The sequence below is a fragment of the Streptomyces sp. DG2A-72 genome (assembly GCF_030499575.1).
Lineage (GTDB): Bacteria > Actinomycetota > Actinomycetes > Streptomycetales > Streptomycetaceae > Streptomyces.
The window spans coordinates 7,198,594-7,216,489 of sequence record NZ_JASTLC010000001.1 but is presented as its reverse complement, the minus strand read 5'-3'; the positions used below and the strand labels follow the sequence as shown (position 1 = coordinate 7,216,489).

Below are 17,896 nucleotides of genomic sequence, written 5' to 3'. Positions count from 1 at the left end.
ATCACTCATGTAATACGGGCAGTTGAGGCCTTCTACGGGGCAGCCGCCATCAGGCGCGATTGCGGGTCGTCGCAGCGATCGCGTCCAGGAGCCGAGGAACGCCTTCGAGACTGTCGAGGACCAGGTCTGCGCCGGCCGCAGCAAGTTCATCGGCGGTGGTCTTGCCAGACGCGACTCCGATCACAGGAGCACCGCCCTCAAGCCCGGTACGGACGTCTTCGAGGGAGTCTCCGATGATGACCGTGTTGGAGCGGGTGAAAGCGGTGGTCCCGTACTTGGCCTGGGCTCGCTCCTGTGCGACGGCGACGAGAGCTGGGCGGTGGTCGTTGTCCGAGGAGTATCCGCCGATCTCCGTGTCAAGGAACTCGTCGAGGTGGAACGCTTCGAGCTTCAGCAGCGCGTTGGGCTTGAGGTTTCCCGTGACGACGGTAGGAACGCAGCCCGGTTGCGCGTGTACGGCCTTGAGCGCGTCCACGGCGCCAGGCAGGAGCACGCCTTGCTCACGAAGGTCGTCGGTATGCGCGGCGAGGCGCTGCGGCAGGAGTTCCACCATGCGCGGCACCAGGCCGGGGACGTCTGCCTCGGGGACGCCGTTGTCCAGAAGCAGGGATCGAATGGCGAGAGGCATGGTGACGCCGGTGCCGCGGGCCGGAAGGCGTTCCGCGGGGCGGCCGACAATCTCGGCGAAGGTCTCCCGGTACACCTGCCGGTCGATGTCACCGACGTACAGCAGGGTGCGGTCGATGTCCCACAGCACGAGGATCGGCCTGGCGTCGGTCAAGTTCGGCTCCCTGTTGCCGTCACGGCGGTGCGTCGCTCCAGTACGTCCTGAGCGTACGGGCTGTGGGCGACGGGGTGGAGTTGTTGGATCATGCTCGTGACGTGACTGTCGAACCGTGCCGACTGAAGCTTCTCGGCGAGGTCGAGGACCTCGTGTGCCGTGGCGCAGCCGGCTTCGAGGTCACCCTGCTCGATGTGGGCGGTTGCGGCGCGGGAGAGGAACAGCCCTCTGGTGCGGTGGTCCGTTGGGTTGAGTGCCTCCCGGGCCTTCGTGAAGCTGGCGACGGCGCTGCGGGGGTCGCCGAGGTCGAGGTAGCAACTGCCGGCCTGTCCGTGGATCTCGCCCTCGTTGATCCAGTAGAGCCAGTGCGGGTCGTGCTCCGAGCGGCCCTGGGCGCACAGTTCAGCGGCTCTTCCGAGCGCGGCGAGCGCCGCCTGGCGTTCGCCGAGTTTGGCGTGCCCGCGGGCCTGTCGGGTCAGGAGCATCGCTTCGAGTGCGGGCGTGCCGAGTTTCCTGATCTTGTCGCGGGCCCGCTGTGCCGCGGTGACGGCGTGGTGCGGAGCTCCGGTGGAATAGCCGTGGATGGCAATGTAGGACAGGGCGCCGGCGCCGAGCCGTGCGTCTTGTGACGCCTTCGCGGCGCGGAGTGCGGCGTAGAGGTAGCTGAGTGGGCGGTCGCGGTCGCCGGAGTCGAAGACGAACCATCCGGTCTGGGTGGCGGTGTCGGCGATGATCGCCGCGAGCCGTCGTCCTGTGGCCTCGTCGTACGACGTTTCTTCCAGGAGGTGTTGGAGGAACTGGAGGTGGCGGTTGCCGAGACTGGTGAGGGTGCCGCTGCCGTCGCTCGCGTCCATGGTTCGCAGGTTGTCGGTGGTGCGTTGGAGGCCGTCGAGGAGGTCGTGGGTGAGGCGGCTTCCCTCTGCTGCTCGATGGAGGGGTTCGGCTTCGGCGGTGTCCCACGCGTTCATGAACGCGGTGAGGGCGACGCCGCTTGCGGTGAGGAATCGTCGACGGTCCATCGCGCTGCCTCCCACCGCGGTATCCAGTGCTGCCACCATACGGGCCGCGGTCCAGGGCAGGCTGGGATCAGCGTCGCCAGCGAACTGGGCCGACTGCTCCTGTGCTGGCGGGGAGGGAGCCTGCGGGAGCGGAAGCGCAACCAGGTCGGCGGGTACACCGAGGCCGGTGAGGAACTCGATGATCTTGTCGATGTTGGTAAGGCGGCGATTGCCCTTCTCCAGCATGGACAGGAACGCCTGGCTGAGGCCCGTGAGATGGGCCATGTCGCCCTGGCGGAGACCACCGCGAAGTCGGATGAGGCGGCTGGCCCGGCCGAAATCCCAAGCGGCGAGCGCGTTCCGTACATCTGGGTCGTTCCAGACGTGTACCGGGACGGTAGGGGTGTTTTTCTCCCAAGTTCGTGCGCGAACGCAGGCGGCGCAGAGTGTGTCCGTGTTGTACTGGCTCAGGGGGCAGCCGCACCGATCACAGCGTCGCTGTGCCTGCTGCAGCACCCTTTCCTCCCTGGCCGAGCGTCTGTGGTTCCGGCCCTTTCCGGAACCGGAATCACCTCAGTGATATCACCCTCGGAATGTGCGTAATCCCCTTTCGGTAAACAGTCTTAGGGATCAGCCAACGTCCTTGTGACAACAGTCGCTTGGTCAAGCGGCTCAGTCAGTGTGTCCGGACGCACAGGAGATCCCGGTGATTGCCTCGCCAGGCCGAGTTCAAGCCGTCCCTGATCCGCCCACCGCCCAGCAGCCAGTCGCACCTGTGGTGCCGCTGGCCCGCTGGCAGCGGTTGCAGCGCCGCCCTCTCCCACCGGAGTCGGCATTGCCGCTCGCGCAGACCGAACTGCCCTGGAGGGTCCAACTTGCGTCCCACCCGCTGCCGCGGCTTGGGCCCGTCGATGTCGTGCAGGCGGGACTGCTTGTTGGGTTACGTGCCGTCGAGGGTGCCCGAATCCGGGGACTCCCTGTGGGGCCGGTGCTCTGCTGCAACGCGCACTCTCGGATCCACATCCCGGTGGAAGCGGGCGCGGCAGACCGGTGGCACGCTCCACAGACGCTTTGTCGGTCGGGCCGCCTGTGGGAATGCGCGCTCGACGGACAGGTCGCCGGGTATTTGCGCTGCGCGACGGTATGGCTGCTTCCCCCTGACGGACATCCAGAAGGCACCGACAGCGCCGCGCTCCTTCACTGGTTGGCCCTGACGCGGTCGGCCGGCGCGCGCAACAGGGAGATGCCGTATGGCGGTTAGCATCTCGGCCGTCGTCCTCCTCGGGATCATCACCTTCCTGCTGATCAAGAAGGGCGGGCTGAACGCGGCGCACGCGATCGTCTGCACGCTCTTCGGCTTCTACCTCGCCAGTTCGTCGATTGCGCCAACGATCTCCAAGGCCACGATGAGCCTCGTGGACATGATCGGCGGGATCAAGTTCTAGGCGACCCGCCGACGACCTCCGTCTCATGGGGCAGCCCGCCTTCGCCCCGCTCAACCGTCGCCAGCCGGGCGGACCTTCGATTCACCGGTCCCGTGCTCTGTCGCTGTCCCCTTCGACCCCCATTGAGAGAACCGATGAGACACGAAACAGCCGTCGCGGCATCCCTTGGCCTGGTCGCCGTGCTAGTTGTCGCGCTCGGGCTGGCTTACTTCGCTTGGCTTTCCGCCAAGTACCGTGCCCAGGCTGAGCATTGGCAGGAAGTATCCGCGGCCCAGGACATAGCCTTGATCGCGCTGATTTCACAGGGCCTCGGATCAGTCACGGGCTCACTTCAGCGGCCACAGCCGACGGCGGCAGAGTTCACGGTCCCGGACTGTCTCGCCGGTTCCGACTTCGTGGAGAACCTCCGCCTGCTCGGCGAGCAGTACGTCGACAGCCTGCACCAGGTGCAGCAGGTGACGGCGGCTTCGACACGTCAGCAAGTCGAGACCGAGGCGCGCGAGGCGGCGAAGGCGGCCGTGCGGTCATTCGCCACCGCGATGGTGAGCACCGGCGACAACGTGAGCAGTGAGATCGCCCAGGCCCTGCACCGGCATCACGACAGTGCCATCTTCGCGACGCTGACCCGGATCGATCACGGCGTCCAGCAGATGCTTCACCAGGCACAGTCCTACGTCGTGCTTGCCGGAGGGCGGCTCGGACAGCGGTGGCCGGCCAGCACGCTCACGAACGTCGTCGGGGCGGCCCAGGGAGCGATCCCTCACTATGCGCGCATCCACCCGTACGCGTCGGACCGGGCAGTGATCGCCCGCATGGTCGGGCCGGTGAAGTTGATCTTGAGTCATCTGTTCGACAACGCCGCCCGCTATTCGCCGCCTCAGACCCATGTGGAGGTGAGTGCCCAGCACGGCCACCACGGAGTCACTCTCCTCATCGACGACGCCGGCAAGCGCATGAGCGAGGAGCAGCTGGCGCGTGCGCGGCGCATCCTGGACGGCCGTCAGGAGGTCGACATCCTCAGCATGGCGGCGCATCCGAGGGTCGGCTTCCCGGTGATCGCGCTCCTTGCCCGCCGGTATGGCATCAAGGTGGTGATCTCGGACTCCAATCGCTACGGCGGCATGTGCGTGTCCGTTTTCCTGCCCGAGGCCCACTTCACCACCGCGGTGGCCGAACTCGAACCGGCGCCCCCGCAGCCGGCCCACCTCGAAGCGCCTGCCGCATCGGCGCCCGCGCTGACGGAGAACGGGCTGCCGACGCGCACGCGTCGCCAACCGATGCATCAGCCACCGGCCCCTGCCGGGCGCCGCACGAGTACCGCACCGGCACGGCCCGCGGTCATCGGCACCTGGCAGCAGGCAAACCGACAGGCCCGCGACACGGCCGCGCCCCAGCAGGAACACACCCATGACACGGCCGTCCGCACCGACCAGGAGGAAAGGTCCCTCGACTCATGACGACACACGCGAACAGGCTCGGCTGGATGCTCGACGACCTGACGAAGATGCCGGATGTCCGCTACGCCGTCCTGCTGGCCACGGACGGGATCGCCATGGGCCACTCGGAATCGGTGCACCCCGACACAGCCGACACGATCGCCGCATCCGCCAGCGGCTTCCACTCCATCGGCGTCGCGCTGGCCCCGTACACCGGCGGCCAGAAGAACGGGCTGCGCCAGGTCGTCGGCGAATTCGACGAGGGGTTCCTCTTCGTGAAAACGGTCGGGGCCAACGCGTTGCTGGCGGTCTCGACGAGCAACGCGGTGGACGCCGAAGTCCTCACCTACCGGATGAACGGACTGACCGAACGCCTCGGCGAGGAACTGTCCAGCCCGGCGCGGAACCAGGGTGACGAAGGCGGCGCTCGGCCATGAGCGGACCGCGGCGCGATCCCGACATGGTCCGAGCGTACGTCCGGACACGAGGACATTCGTCACCGTCCCGCGACGGCCTGACCCTGACGACCCTGGTTCGCGCCGCAGACCGCCCCCAGCACGGCCTCGACGTCGAAGCCCGGCGGGTGATGGCCATCTGCCACGGTCAGCTCGTGATCGCCGAGATCGCCGCGCTTCTCGAACTGCCCCCCACCGTCGCACTCATCGTCGTCTCCGGGCTCCTCGATACCGGCCACCTTGACACCCCGGCACGAGACGACCAGCCGGACATCAGCGTTGTGGAGGAAGTACTCAATGGACTCCGTGCTCTCGTCTGAGCACCCATACCTGCCGGCCACCGTGACCCGGTCAGCGAAGATCCTGATCGCGGGCGCCTTCGGGGCGGGGAAAACGACGCTGGTGGGGAGCGTGTCGGAGATCAGACCGCTGCGGACCGAGCAGCCGATCACCGAGGCCAGCATCGGCATCGACGATCTCGCCGGCCTGTCCGACAAGACCGAGACGACGGTCGCCTTCGACTTCGGCCGCCGCACCCTCAGCGATCGGCTGGCCCTCTACCTCTTCGGCACCCCCGGGCAAAACCGGTTCACCCCCTTCTGGGAGCACCTCTTCAACGGGGCACTGGGCGCACTGGTCCTCGTCGACACCCGTCGGCTCCAGGACGCCGACACCGTCCTCGCACTCTTCGAGGAGCGCGGCCTGCCATTCGGCGTCGCCGTCAACGAATTCGAAGGCGCTCCCCGCTACGCCCTCGACGAGGTCCGCCAAGCCCTGGCTCTCGACGACGACGTGGTGCTCACCTCCTGCGACGCCCGCGACGAAGTGTCCTCCATCCACGCGCTGATCGCGTTCGTCGAATACCTCCACCGATCCAGCCGACTGGAGCACCTGTCGTGACGATGCCGCCACCAACACCGCAAGCTGCTCGCCCTGCCCACGCCGGTCCGACGCGCTTCGCGATGTACACACCGGAGTTCGCAGCCGACCCCTACCTCATCTACGCCCAGATGCGGGAGCAGCACCCCACGCTGGCCCCGGTCTACCTCGACCCCGACGCACCCGCCACGCTGGTGATCGGCTACCAGACCGCGGTCGAGATCCTCCACGACCCCGTCCGGTTCCCCGCCGACCCGCGGGTCTGGCAGCAGAGCATCCCCGCACACTGCCCGGTCCTGCCGATGCTGGAGCACCGCCCCAACGCCCTGCGCAACTCCGGGCCCGTGCACGCCCGTTACCGCGCCGCAAACACCTCCGCCCTCGACCAGGTCCGCCTGCCCGGACTGCAGGCCATGGTGCAGCGGATCGCGATTCCCCTGATCAACGACATATGCGAGGCGGGCCAGGCCGACCTGCTCACCCAGTACGCCCAGCCGGTGGCGTTCAAGGCTCTCAACGCCATCCTCGGCTGCCCGCCCGAAATCGGCCGACGTGTAGCCCAGGGGATGGCGGCCATCTTCGACGGCGTGAACGCCGAAGCCGGCAACGTCATGCTCTCCGAAGCCCTCAGCGAACTGGTCGACCTCAAGCGCCGCCACCTCGGAATGGACGTCACCACCGGCCTGCTCACGCACCCAGCCCAACTGAACCAGCCGGAGCTGATACACCAGCTGGTCACCCTCTACGGCGCCGGCATCGAGCCCGAGCAGAACTTCATCGCGAACACCCTCCGGCTGATCCTCAGCGACGAGCGGTACTCCGGCGACGCGCTCCGAGGGAGCCTCAGCGTCCGCGACGCCCTCGACGAGCTGCTGCGCGTCGACCCACCTTTGGCCAACTACTGCGTGTCATACCCGCCCCGCCCGGAAGAGGTCGACGGCATCGTCCTGCCCGCCCATCAGCCGGTTGTCATCAGCATGGCCGCCTGCAACAACGACCCCGCGGTCATGTCCGACGAGCAGGCCGGCAACCGCGCTCACCTGACCTGGAGCCTGGGACCCCACGCCTGTCCCGCCCAGCCCCTGGCCTACCTCGTCGCCCAGGTGGCCATCGAGGAGATCGTCGACGCTCTGCCCGAAATGGAACTCGCCGTCCCCGCCGGCCACCTCACCTACCGCCCGGGCCCGTTCCACCGCTCCCTGACCGGCCTGCCGGTCCGCTTCCCCCCGTCACCGCGCCTCCACCTGACCTAGGGAGAATCCCGCATGGACCGCACCCTGCCCCTGCCCCTCGTCCTCGACCCCACCGGCCATGCCCGCGCGACCGAGGAAGCCGCACTCCACGCCGCCGGTCCCGCCACGCTCGTGGACATCCTTGGAGTGGCCGCCTGGTCGGTCAGTGACCCGGCCATCCTCAAGAGCCTCCTGATCGACTCCCGGGTGTCCAAGGACGCCAGCCAGCACTGGCCGGCGTACATCAGCGGCGAGATCGCCGAGAAATGGCCGCTGGCCTTGTGGGTGGGCGTGAACAACATGTTCACCGCCTACGGCCCCGACCACAGGCGGCTGCGGCGCCTGGTCAGCCCAGCGTTCACCGCCCGACGCACCGCCGAGATGGTGCCGCGCATCGAACAGATCACGGCCCGCCTCACCAGCCAGATAGCCCAAACCAAGCCCGGCGAGGTCGTCGACCTTCGCGAGGCCTTCGCCTTCCCCCTGCCGATCCAGGTCATCGGCAATCTCATGGGCCTGCCCGAGGACGTGTGGCCCCGCTTTCGCACCGTGGTCGACGGCGTCTTCGACACCACCCTCACCAGCGAACAGGCCCGCGCCAACACCACCGCCCTGTACGGCATCCTCACCGAACTGGTCACCTCCAAGCGGGCCACCCGCGGCGAGGACATCACCTCGACGCTCATCGACGTACGCGACGACGAGGGCGACGGCACCGTTCTCACGGAGCAAGAACTCCTGGACACGCTGCTCCTGGTCATCAGCGCCGGCTACGAGACGACCGTCAACCTCCTCGACCAGGCCCTCACCGCGCTGCTCACCCGCCCCGACCAGCTGGCCCACGTCCGAGCCGGGCGCGCCTCGTGGGACGACGTGATCGAGGAATCCCTCCGCTACGCCGCACCCATCAGCCACCTGCCGATGCGGTATGCCGTCGAGGACATCACCCTCCCCGGCGGGATCGTGATCCAAACGGGCGAGGCGATCCTCGCCTCCTACGGGGCCGCCGGCCGCCACCCCAACCTGCACGGCACCACCGCGGGAACATTCGACGTCCTGCGGAAGGACAAGCAGCACCTCGCGTTCGGTCACGGCGCACACCTCTGCCTCGGCGCTCCCCTGGCCCGCGCCGAAGCGCGGGCCGCACTCCCCGCCCTCTTCGACACCTTCCCGGACATGACCCTCGCCGTACCGCCCGAGGAACTCGAACCCGTGGGGAGCCTCCTTGTCAACGGACACCGCACGCTGCCCGTACGGCTGCAGCCCGCGCGCTGACGCGGCTGATCCGGGGATGCGGCCTGGCGCTACCAAGTGGGATGCCCAGTTCAGAGCCTGTTGTCAGTGCCTCTTGGCAGACCACCCGCCCGCCGGTGATGACCGATGCACGGCCCGCCCCGGGGCCGGCGTGGTCTGTGAACGACCTCGACACACTCATCGATCTCTGCCGCTCCTGCTTCGGAACCGCCTGCCCCCTCGCAACCCCACCGGCTCCGACCGGCCCGAGTACCGCCCCTCCCGCTTGTGCCCCGTGCCGCAAACGGGACGGGCCCAACCCATGGTGATCGCCCCATTGAACTCATCAGTCGAACTCTCGCATGAAGAAACGTACGCCCTCGATCCCAAGCAGACCGGGCAGGCCAACAGCGTCTACCGCGGTCTACGAGAAGCGATTGCCGTCGGAGACATCCCGCCCGGAACGCTCCTGTCCTCCACTGACCTGGCGAGCGGGTACAAGGTGACCCGCCATGTCGTGGCCGTCGCCCTGCGCGGCCTGACCCGGGACTACCTGGTCGCCCTTCACCACTTAGGCGCACGTGTCGTCGAATCTCCACAGCTAGCTGGCTCGCCCGGCACTGCAGATGCGAGGCGGGGAGACACGCAGCGAGTTCGTGGAGCGCGTGATGCGACGGCGCCTCACTGACGGGACTTACCAGCCCGGAACGCTGCTCCCACGCCAGAAGACGCTCGCGATGGAGTTCCACATGCCGGTACACATCTTCCGCCAGGCCATCGAGCCCCTGTACCTGGAAGGCCACCTCATCCACTCCGTGAAACCCAGGGGAACTCTGGTCACCCACGATGTCATCTGAGGCGAGCACTAGGACCAGCTCACGCTGGCCCCGAAGAAGCCGCGTCCTGTCCTGCACAGCGAGCTCTAGGCGGCGTTTCGGGCACGGCACGCACCTCTGCCTCGGCACTCCCAGAGCCCGCATCGAAGCGAGGGCCGCACCCCCCGCCCTCTTCGACACCTTCCCCGACATGACCCTCGCCGTACCGCCCAGGAGCCCGAACCCGTGGCAAGCCTCCTCGTCAACGGGCACCGCACGCTGCCCGTGCGGCTCCGGCCCACCGGCCAGTTCGGCTGAGCCGACATACGCGTCAGGCGATACGTCACCGCGACTGACGCGGAAACAACCAGCTCAGCCCCCATTGTCAGTGGCTCCTGACAAGCTACCCACCCCATCTGAACACTTAGAGCACCCAAGGAGTCACCTAACGTGACTCAACTGAGTGCTCGGCCAGCGGAAGGGCGCAGCGACGTGACCGAAATGCCCAGCGCACTCCACGAACTGGTGGAGTCGGTAACCGACACGTACACCGTGGTTGCCGAACACCCCCGCCCTGGCCCCATCCGGCCATCCCTCTGGGAAGTCCACGCACCCGGAGGGCAGCGGTGGTTTGCCAAGCAGCATGCCGGCCCCAAGCTGCATCAGCGTGAGGTAGATGCATACCGGAATTGGACGGTCTCCCTCGGCGACGGCCGGACGCCAGACCTGCTCACCGCCGCGGCTGTCTCGCGCACCGTCCTGGTCACAGCTGTGCCCGGCCGCAGCCTCGACTCGCTCCGGCTGCCAGCCGAGCAGGCGCGCAAAGCCTACGAGCAGGCGGGTGAACTCCTCGCTCGCCATCACGCTGCCGCCGGCGGCGAGCCCACCGCGGACCCGACCGAGCACGAGTGGGAAGAGACGGTGTCAAAGGTGCTGGCGACTGCCACCACATACGTGCCCAAGCACGAACTCTCAACAGCACGAGCCCTCCTGAGCGAGCCGCCCCCACGGCTGCCGCAGGTAGCTGGGCACGGCGACTACATGCCGAAGCACTGGATGTGGGACGAATCCGAGCAACTGCTAAGGGTCATCGACTTCGAACGCGCCGAGCTCCAGCCCGCGCCACGCCGGGATCTCAGCCGCCTGCGCTACCGGATCCTGCATCACAACCCGGACCTCAACGCCGCATTCCATCACGGGTACGGCCGCACGCTGACCGAGGCGGAAGTGGCGGCGTGCCGGGCGTACGGAGCACTGGACGCTGTCGACTCCCTGGCTTGGGGCATCCAGCATCACGACATCGGCCTGGTCGACGAAGCCCACACCATGCTGGAGAACCTGCGCCTGGAGACCCGCAAGCGCGTGTGGAGCGGGAGGTGCCCGTGAATGCCTTCGCCGGAACCTCCGCCTACTACCGACGCTTCCGCCCCGGCATTCCCGTCGCCCTCGCGGCCCTCCTCGACCAGGCCGCGCCCACAGACAGCCCGCGGCGCCTTCTGGACATCGGCACCGGCCCGGGATTCGTCGTCCGCGCTCTCTTGCCGTACTTCGACGATCTGTTCGCGGTCGACGCCGAGCCGGGGATGCTCACAGAGGCCGAGACCATGATCCGTCCCACGCTCGACACCGCCCACCGGCTGCAGATGCGTCACGCGCTCGCGGAGGACTTTCTGCCACCGGAGGGATGGCGGCCACATCTCGTCACGTGTGGCCGTGTCTTCCACTGGCTGAACCAGCAACGCTTCCTCGACCGGCTCAGCGAGTACGTGGCCCCCGAGGGGGTGGTCGCGGTCTTCAGCGACCGGAGTCTGTGGACCGCCGGCAGCCAGTGGCAGCAGGCCGTCCGCGAGGTCGTCCAGGAATTCCTCGGTGAGCAACGGAGAGCCGGCGACGGCGCATTCAGAACCCCTGGGCCGCCGCACGAGGAGGTGCTTCGTGCTTCCGCTTTCTCGCACGTCACCTCCACGGTCGTTCCCGTCCACCGCCAGTGGAAGATCTCGCAGGTCCTGGGCTACCTGTACTCAACGTCGTTCGCGGCCCCGCACCTGTTCGGCGACCGCCGCGACGCCTTCGAACTGGCCGTTGCCAACGCCCTCACCCCCTTCGCCGACCGAGGAGTGCTCACGGAGGACAACGCCTTCACCGTCCTCACCGCACGCCGCCCCTCCACACACGAAGGCCGGTGATCCACATGGACGAAGCAGAGCGGGGTGCGGCGTTGACCGCTGACGTGCTGGAGGACCGGTACGGCCTCGTCGCCGACCACGTCGAACCGGTGCACATGGGCACGGACACGATCAACCGGCGAGTCCTGACCGACGACGGGCTACGACTGTTCGTCAAGCAGTACCCGGCCATGGCCGACCTGGACGAGGCACGCAACGCATGGGACATGTCGGAATACTGCCGGGCCGCCAAACTCCCCGTCCCACGCGTGTGGCCCGACGCCGACGACAACCTGATCACCATCGCGGAAGGCAGCGCATGGGCCGTCGTCGACGAGGCCCCCGGCCAGGTGACTACATCGGCCATGACGATCCCCCTCGCCGAGCACATCGGCGTCGTCATGGGACGCATGCACCGTGCGCTCGCCGCGTACCCGCTGCCCAAGCGCGTGCAGCAGACCCGCTGGCGGACTGAGCCCGTCGAGGACGCCGTAGCGAAGTGCGACGCCGTGATGGCCAGAGCCACACGGCAGGGTCACGACCGTCTTGACCAACTGCGTGTCGACCTCGACCAGCGGCGTACGGACTTGCGCACCCACTCCGCCGAGCTGCGGAAACAACTGTCCGAGACGCTGGTGCAGCAGGCGCTGCACGCGGATCTGACCCGCACTAACCTGATCACCCTCGCCGACGCTGTCACCGGCGTGATCGACTTCCGCTGCGCCAGCGCGCTGCCGGCCTGGGAGCTGGGGCGAGCGGCGTTCGACCCGCGCACCGTCGCCACCAGCACCAACTGGACTACCTGCGCCCTGGCTATGGTGGGCGCCTACCGCTCGGAGCACCCCAGCCTCCCGATGCAGGAGGTCCGAGCCTGTGCCCGGATCGCACTCCTGTACATGCTCTTCAGCTTCTACGGCGCCACCACCGCCGAGTACAACCTGCCTCAAGACGCGGAGCTGGATCTGAAGCGGTACTGGAGCGAGCGTCAGACGGCCATCCGCCGCCTGCTCGGTGACCTTGAAGGCCTCGAAGAGAAGCTCACCGCCCTCGGGGCGGGCGGGGACACCGCATGACCATTCCGCAGCAACCAACTGCACTGCATTCCATGGGTGTTGAGCAACAGCCTCAACCGCACACGGCATACAGGGGGAACGCCTTGGCGTATCGAACAGTGATCGGTTTGTACCTGGTCCACATCCGAAAACAGCCCGTGCTGGGCTTCGCTATGACCTTCACCGGGAACCGCGTATCGGTGGAGGGCTGGAGCTGATGACCACCATCCCGAAGCCAGCCGCCACAACCGCGCCAGGCGACGAGGGGGAGGCACCGGATGAAGAGCTGAAGTTCATCATCCCCGGCGACCGCCGCATCGAGGCCGCCAACGCGATCACCACCCGATCGATGGCCCAGCGCCTGCCCCAACTGATCCGCCGATCCCTTGCCTTGGGCTGGCAGGTCGACCGCTCCGCGGTCATCGCCCTGCTCGGCGTCCAACTCCTCTCGGGGGTGTTGGAGGCGTTCGGGCTGATGGCCACCACCGGCGTGATCAAGCCGCTGATCGCTTCCCAGCACATCAGCGGTGACCAACTCCGCTCCGCCGTGCCGTCTCTGGTGGTCCTGTCGGGGGCCATCGGTCTGCGTGCCCTGCTCGGCATCGCCTCCACCGCACTGTCGGCCCGGCTCTCCCCGCGAATTGCCCGGGAGGCCGAACTCGAACTCCTCGACGCGGCGACCAAGGCGGAACTGGCCGCGTACGACAACCCTGGATACAACGATCGCTGGGACGCCGCCGATCGGGGCGTAGAGGTCTCCAGGGACCTCCTCACCCAAGCCCAGTACATCCTCGCCGCCTCGGCATCACTGATCGCCTCAGCGTGCGTTCTGACCGCTGTGCACCCGATCCTGCTGCCGCTTCTCGTGCTGGCGGCCCTGCCGAGGGGCCTGGCCAGCGTGCGGGCAGCGCGCATCAGCTACATCGCCTCGCTCGCCACCTCGAAAGACCGGCGGCTACTGGGCATGCTGCGCTGGTACATGGTCGACAAGCAGACCGCCGACCAGGTTCGCTCCAGCACCATGGCACGGTTCCTGCTCCGCAAGTACCGCACGGCCGGGGCGCGGATCGACGCGACCACCGACCAGGCCACCTGGCGCTCCTCCAGAATCTCCCTAGTGGGTGGGGCCGCCGGAGGTCTCGCCCACGCCGTCGTCTGGGCGGCCTTGGCACTATTGGTGTCCGCCGGGCAGATCTCGGTCGCCGCGCTCGGCACCGCGTTCCTCGCCCTGGGCCGCGTCAGCGCCGGACTGGACGGAATCGTCGGTTACGGAGCCCAACTCTTCCGTACCGGAATGTACTTGGACGACTGGGCAGACTTCATCGACGAAGCCGGCGGACACCGCATCGACCGCGGCCCCCGCGTGCCGGCAGATCCCACTCTCGTACGCGCCGAGCGCATCACCTTCCAGTACCCGAGCGCCGACCGACCCGCCCTCGACGATGTATCCCTGGATGTCCGGCGCGGCGAAGTCGTTGCGCTAGTGGGCGAGAACGGCTCCGGCAAGACCACACTCAGTAAGATCCTTTCGGCTCTGTACCTACCCGATCAAGGAGCCGTCACCTGGGACGGCACCGACACCAGAGACCTCGACGCGCACGCCACCTGGGAACGTGTGGCCGTCGTACCGCAGTCCTACGCGCACTGGCCCCTGTCAGCGAGGGAGAACATCACCCTCGGCCAGCCCACCGAGGATGGAGACACCGCGGTGCTCGCTGCGGCGCATGCAGCAGGCGCCGACGAGGTCATCGACGGGCTTCGTAGCGGCCTGAACACCCTGCTGGCCAAGGAATGGTGGGGAGGACAGGAACTATCCGGCGGACAGTGGCAGAGGATCGCGCTCGCCCGCGCCTTCCACCGCTCAGCCGGACTGCTCGTCCTGGACGAACCGACCGCCGCCCTCGACCCGAGAGCCGAGCACCGCATCTTCGCTGGCCTGCGCCGCCTCGCCGCCGACCGCGCGGTCGTCCTGGTCACCCACCGGCTCACCAACGTGGCGATCGCCGACCGCATCGTCGTCCTCAACAAGGGCCGGGTGATTCAGCACGGCAGCTTCACCGAGTTGCTCGCTGACCACGACGGCTTGTTCCGCGAGCTGTGGGACCTGCAGAACGAGCGGACGGGCCAAGTCCCTTCCCCTGCCTTGCCGAGCCACGACGTGGCGCCCAACCAACATGCCCTGTTCTAACCCCTCAGAGGAGCGAGATGAGCCATGTCGCAGACCGACATACCGGCTGAGGCCGCAGACTGGGTCAGGGGCCATGTGGGACGGCACGCTGCCTGGGCGCTGCCTGTCGATCTCAGCGGCGCCCGGGCGTGGCGCATGTCTTCGCCTCAAGGGCTCATCGACATCCGTGTCACGCGTACCGATGAGGAGTTCGGTCGCGAGGTCTACGCGCACCGACACGCCATCCGTCGCCTAGGCCCGAGCCACGGCCCTCGCCTGCTCGCCAGCGAGCCGAGACTGCGGAGCTTGCTAACGGTGCAGCCCAGGGCATGGCGGATCGACAGCACGGCGCTTCATCGCCTACCACGAGTCCACGAGGACGCCGGTCAATTGCTGCGCGTTCTCCACGACAGTGTCAGCCGGGCCCGTGAAGCTCACGCTCAAGCTGCGCGGGCCACCGCGCTCTACGCGCAGCGCCTCCGGGCCCTTGCCGACCATCTCCCCGCAGTAGTGCCGCCGATCCATGCCGCAGCCGTACGACGATCCGCTTCCTTCACGTTGGAACACGCACGGGAGCTGCCGCCCGCGTTCTGCCATGGCACCTTCGGCCCAGCCAACTGGGAGTGGCAGAGCCAAACTCAGACACTGTCACTGACGGGCTTCGGACGGTCACAGCTCTTGGGTGCTGTCATTGACTTTGCCCGGCCGGCCCTGGTGTGGGCAGAGCATCCGCATCTTCGTGAATCGTTCCTCAAGGCCTACGGCCGCGCACTCTCGAAGCCCGAACTACTCGTTCTCCCGCACGTGTCGGTCCTCACCTCGGGCGAAGACCTGCTCCACGCAATCCAATTCCGGGACAGCGAGTCGATCTCGACGGCAGCCGCCGCCCTGCGCCTGGCCGTCGACCGCAACGGAAGCATGCCCGAAGTCGGTTCACCTACTGCCATTGACGCGTCAGAGCGGCGGTAGCGATCAATGCCTATCTCGCTCTTAATCACTAGTGCAGGAACGCCTGCAACACCTTCCCGCCAATATATGACACGCACGTCCCATTTCGATCCGATTACTTCACGAAAGGACGCGACGTCGCATGCGACACCGTACGACGACCATTGCGCTGGCAGTGACCGCAGCCGCAAGCACTGCCCATGTCGTCCTCAGCGAACGCCGGCACCGCGAGCGAATTGCATTGACGGCCGCGCGGATACACCAACGACTGCTCGCCGACCAGATCGAACGTCCAGAACTCCGCACGATGTGGGGCAGCCTGGAGCCCCTCGACGAGGCGGAGCAAACCATGCATCTGCATCGCAACGCGTGGGTCTCGATGTGGGAGTTGATGCACCGGCTCGGCCTCATGCCCGCGGCCGAGGTCCGGTCCGCCGCCGAATCGCTGCTCACCTCTCCTGAGGGGAGGGCGTTCTGGAAGCGCGTGCGCGAGGACCGCATGCCCGCAGCCAAGAACCGACGCGAGTACCGCTTCCACACACTCATCGACGGCGTGTACCAGGACATGACCGGCGAACTCTTGCACGCACGGTAGGTCTCACGCCCCGATCCACCACCCCAGCCCTGCGCCACGCACTGGGGCGCACTGATCCCGAAGGAGAAATCGTGTCACCGCTCAGCACACCCAATCGGCTCAGCGAAGCTCAACAACTCTTGGAGCACGGCGACTTCACCCAGGCTGTGACTCTGTACCAAGAAGTCCTCCCGGACCTCGACGCCGAGTTCGGCATCGACCACGACACTCCGTGGCAGGCCCGCCTCATGCTCGGACTCGCCCTTTATGGCCTCGGCCGTTTCGCTGAGGCAGAGACGTATCACCGTCGTGCGCTGGAGGGCCGGGACCGCATACTCGGCCCCGATCATCCGGACACGATCCGGACCCGTTCCCGGCTCGCTGACGCGGTGGGCGAGCAGGGGCGCTTCAAGCAAGCCGAGGCAATCGCTCAGGAGGCGATCAGGCTTGGCGAGGCCAAGGGACTTCAGTCGCACGACGGGGTGCTGATGGCTCGCCTGACTGTGGCGTGGATCAGATTCCGCCAGGAACGGTGGGAAGAGGCCGCGCAGTTGGCGACCGAAGTCCGTGCGGACTTGGAACGCTGTGTCGGCGCAGAGCACCAGCTCACCTTCTCGGCCGGGAACCTGCTGGCCAGGTGCCTACAGAACACCGGGGACCTGGAAGGCGCCGAAGCGCGCGCGAAACAGGTGTACTCCGGGCGTCTCGGGATGCTGGGAGCGGAGCATCCTCACACGATCGCCATCGCCCACGATCTGGTCGACATCCTGGTTGCAGAAGGCAAGGTGCCGGAGGCGGCTTCGCTGGCTGCGAAGGTGTTGCCGGCTGCGGAGCGTGCCCTCGGTGGCGCCCACCGCTGGACGGCCGGACTGCGCGAGAGGGCCACCATGGCTCACTCTGGACAGGAGGGGTCGTGACTCGCTCCTCTCTGCCACTGCTAACAACTGACGGCCGGAATCGGGAAACTCATCTCCCGATCAACGAGGTCTTCTGGGACGTGGTGCAGGGCGAGGGCCCCTACATGGGTCGATCCTGCGGCTTCATCCGCTTGGGCTTGTGTAACCTGCACTGTCCCCCCTGTGACACGGCTCAGACCTGGGACACGTCGCGCTACGACCTGGCCGTCACCTGCCCGGACACCGCCGTCCTGGCTGCGGTGGACCAGATGCCTGCGAGGGTCCGGATGGTGGTGATCTCCGGTGGTGAACCTCTGCTGTGGCAGCGCACACCGGCGTTCGTCACCATGCTGGGGATGCTGAAGCACCGCGGCATCGAGGTGCACGTGGAGACGAACGGCACCATCGCACCGCTCCCGCCGGCCGACCTCGACGTACGGCACTACAGCGTCTCGCCAAAACTGACGGCCATGGGCGGCGGCGATCCCCTCAAGCGCCGTATCAAGCCGGATGTGATCGCAGCGTTCGCGCAACTCGCGGCGGCCGGCCGGGCCGTATTCAAGTTCGTCGTCGCCGACCAGGAGCAGATCGCTGAAGTGGCCGACTTCGCGACCGAGCACGGTCTGGAACCATCGTGGGTCTGGGTGATGCCCGAGGCGTCCGACACGGCCACGCTGCTGGAACGCCAACCGCTGATCACGGCCTCCGCCGCGGCGTACAGCTACAACGTCAGTACCCGGCTGCACATGATCGCGCAATGCCGATGACCAGGCTCTGTGGCACCCGGTCCGCTACCGCGCCATTGTCGGTCCTCGTGAGC

19 protein-coding genes are annotated in these 17,896 nt (G+C 67.4%); 17 read left to right on the top strand and 2 right to left on the bottom strand.

Going from position 1 to position 17,896, the window contains the following annotated elements; translation table 11 throughout:
* Positions 1 to 49: 49 nt before the first annotated feature.
* The gene (locus tag QQY66_RS34500) at positions 50 to 781 is read right to left on the bottom strand and encodes an HAD family hydrolase (RefSeq protein WP_301984234.1); all 732 of its coding nucleotides are present in this window, start codon (positions 779 to 781) and stop codon (positions 50 to 52) included.
* Positions 778 to 2,295 carry a helix-turn-helix domain-containing protein gene (locus tag QQY66_RS34495; RefSeq protein WP_301984233.1) on the bottom strand — a complete coding sequence of 506 codons (1,518 nt, stop codon included), beginning with the start codon at positions 2,293 to 2,295 and terminating at the stop codon, positions 778 to 780. The genes QQY66_RS34500 and QQY66_RS34495 overlap by 4 nt, the downstream gene beginning before the upstream one ends.
* Positions 2,296 to 3,029: 734 nt before the next feature.
* On the opposite strand from QQY66_RS34495, the gene QQY66_RS34490 reads away from it, so the two are divergent.
* The 17 genes from QQY66_RS34490 to QQY66_RS34410 all read left to right on the top strand — a co-directional run bounded on the left by QQY66_RS34490 (position 3,030) and on the right by QQY66_RS34410 (position 17,843).
* On the top strand, positions 3,030 to 3,224 hold the full coding sequence (locus QQY66_RS34490; protein WP_301984232.1) for a hypothetical protein: 195 nt from the start codon (positions 3,030 to 3,032) through the stop codon (positions 3,222 to 3,224).
* A 284-nt stretch (positions 3,225 to 3,508) separates the two neighbouring features.
* Positions 3,509 to 4,681: an ATP-binding protein gene (locus tag QQY66_RS34485; RefSeq protein ID WP_301984231.1), complete on the top strand. Its 1,173-nt coding sequence runs from the start codon at positions 3,509 to 3,511 to the stop codon at positions 4,679 to 4,681.
* Positions 4,678 to 5,097 (top strand): roadblock/LC7 domain-containing protein, encoded by a 420-nt coding sequence (locus QQY66_RS34480; RefSeq protein WP_301984230.1) that lies wholly within the window; start codon positions 4,678 to 4,680, stop codon positions 5,095 to 5,097. Before QQY66_RS34485 ends, QQY66_RS34480 begins: the two co-directional genes overlap by 4 nt.
* A complete protein-coding gene (locus tag QQY66_RS34475) occupies positions 5,094 to 5,435 on the top strand; it encodes a DUF742 domain-containing protein (protein ID WP_301984229.1) in 342 nt (113 codons plus the stop codon). Before QQY66_RS34480 ends, QQY66_RS34475 begins: the two co-directional genes overlap by 4 nt.
* Positions 5,413 to 6,015, top strand: a complete 603-nt coding sequence (locus QQY66_RS34470) for an ATP/GTP-binding protein (protein ID WP_301984228.1) — start codon at positions 5,413 to 5,415, stop codon at positions 6,013 to 6,015. Before QQY66_RS34475 ends, QQY66_RS34470 begins: the two co-directional genes overlap by 23 nt.
* Before the next feature lie 62 nt (positions 6,016 to 6,077).
* A complete protein-coding gene (locus QQY66_RS34465; RefSeq protein WP_367667014.1) occupies positions 6,078 to 7,247 on the top strand; it encodes a cytochrome P450 in 1,170 nt (389 codons plus the stop codon).
* 12 nt (positions 7,248 to 7,259) lie between these two features.
* Entirely contained in the window at positions 7,260 to 8,501 is a 1,242-nt protein-coding gene (locus tag QQY66_RS34460; protein ID WP_301984227.1) for a cytochrome P450, read from the top strand.
* A 16-nt stretch (positions 8,502 to 8,517) separates the two neighbouring features.
* On the top strand, positions 8,518 to 9,147 hold the full coding sequence (locus QQY66_RS50535) for a GntR family transcriptional regulator (protein ID WP_367667097.1): 630 nt from the start codon (positions 8,518 to 8,520) through the stop codon (positions 9,145 to 9,147).
* Positions 9,086 to 9,316 (top strand): GntR family transcriptional regulator, encoded by a 231-nt coding sequence (locus QQY66_RS34455; protein ID WP_301984226.1) that lies wholly within the window; start codon positions 9,086 to 9,088, stop codon positions 9,314 to 9,316. Before QQY66_RS50535 ends, QQY66_RS34455 begins: the two co-directional genes overlap by 62 nt.
* A gap of 459 nt (positions 9,317 to 9,775) precedes the next feature.
* Positions 9,776 to 10,660: an aminoglycoside phosphotransferase family protein gene (locus tag QQY66_RS34445; RefSeq protein ID WP_301987593.1), complete on the top strand. Its 885-nt coding sequence runs from the start codon at positions 9,776 to 9,778 to the stop codon at positions 10,658 to 10,660.
* Positions 10,651 to 11,460: a trans-aconitate 2-methyltransferase gene (locus QQY66_RS34440; RefSeq protein WP_301984225.1), complete on the top strand. Its 810-nt coding sequence runs from the start codon at positions 10,651 to 10,653 to the stop codon at positions 11,458 to 11,460. The genes QQY66_RS34445 and QQY66_RS34440 overlap by 10 nt, the downstream gene beginning before the upstream one ends.
* A 5-nt stretch (positions 11,461 to 11,465) precedes the next feature.
* Positions 11,466 to 12,512, top strand: coding sequence for a phosphotransferase enzyme family protein (locus QQY66_RS34435; protein ID WP_301984224.1), 1,047 nt, complete (start codon positions 11,466 to 11,468; stop codon positions 12,510 to 12,512).
* 196 nt (positions 12,513 to 12,708) lie between these two features.
* Positions 12,709 to 14,679: an ABC transporter ATP-binding protein gene (locus QQY66_RS34430; protein WP_301984223.1), complete on the top strand. Its 1,971-nt coding sequence runs from the start codon at positions 12,709 to 12,711 to the stop codon at positions 14,677 to 14,679.
* Positions 14,680 to 14,703: 24 nt separating this feature from the next.
* Positions 14,704 to 15,627, top strand: a complete 924-nt coding sequence (locus tag QQY66_RS34425) for a hypothetical protein (RefSeq protein WP_301984222.1) — start codon at positions 14,704 to 14,706, stop codon at positions 15,625 to 15,627.
* A gap of 121 nt (positions 15,628 to 15,748) precedes the next feature.
* Positions 15,749 to 16,201, top strand: coding sequence for a DUF6082 family protein (locus QQY66_RS34420; protein WP_301984221.1), 453 nt, complete (start codon positions 15,749 to 15,751; stop codon positions 16,199 to 16,201).
* 71 nt (positions 16,202 to 16,272) lie between these two features.
* A complete protein-coding gene (locus tag QQY66_RS34415; protein ID WP_301984220.1) occupies positions 16,273 to 17,097 on the top strand; it encodes a tetratricopeptide repeat protein in 825 nt (274 codons plus the stop codon).
* The gene (locus tag QQY66_RS34410; protein ID WP_301984219.1) at positions 17,094 to 17,843 is read left to right on the top strand and encodes a 7-carboxy-7-deazaguanine synthase QueE; all 750 of its coding nucleotides are present in this window, start codon (positions 17,094 to 17,096) and stop codon (positions 17,841 to 17,843) included. The genes QQY66_RS34415 and QQY66_RS34410 overlap by 4 nt, the downstream gene beginning before the upstream one ends.
* The last annotated feature ends 53 nt before the right edge of the window (positions 17,844 to 17,896 follow it).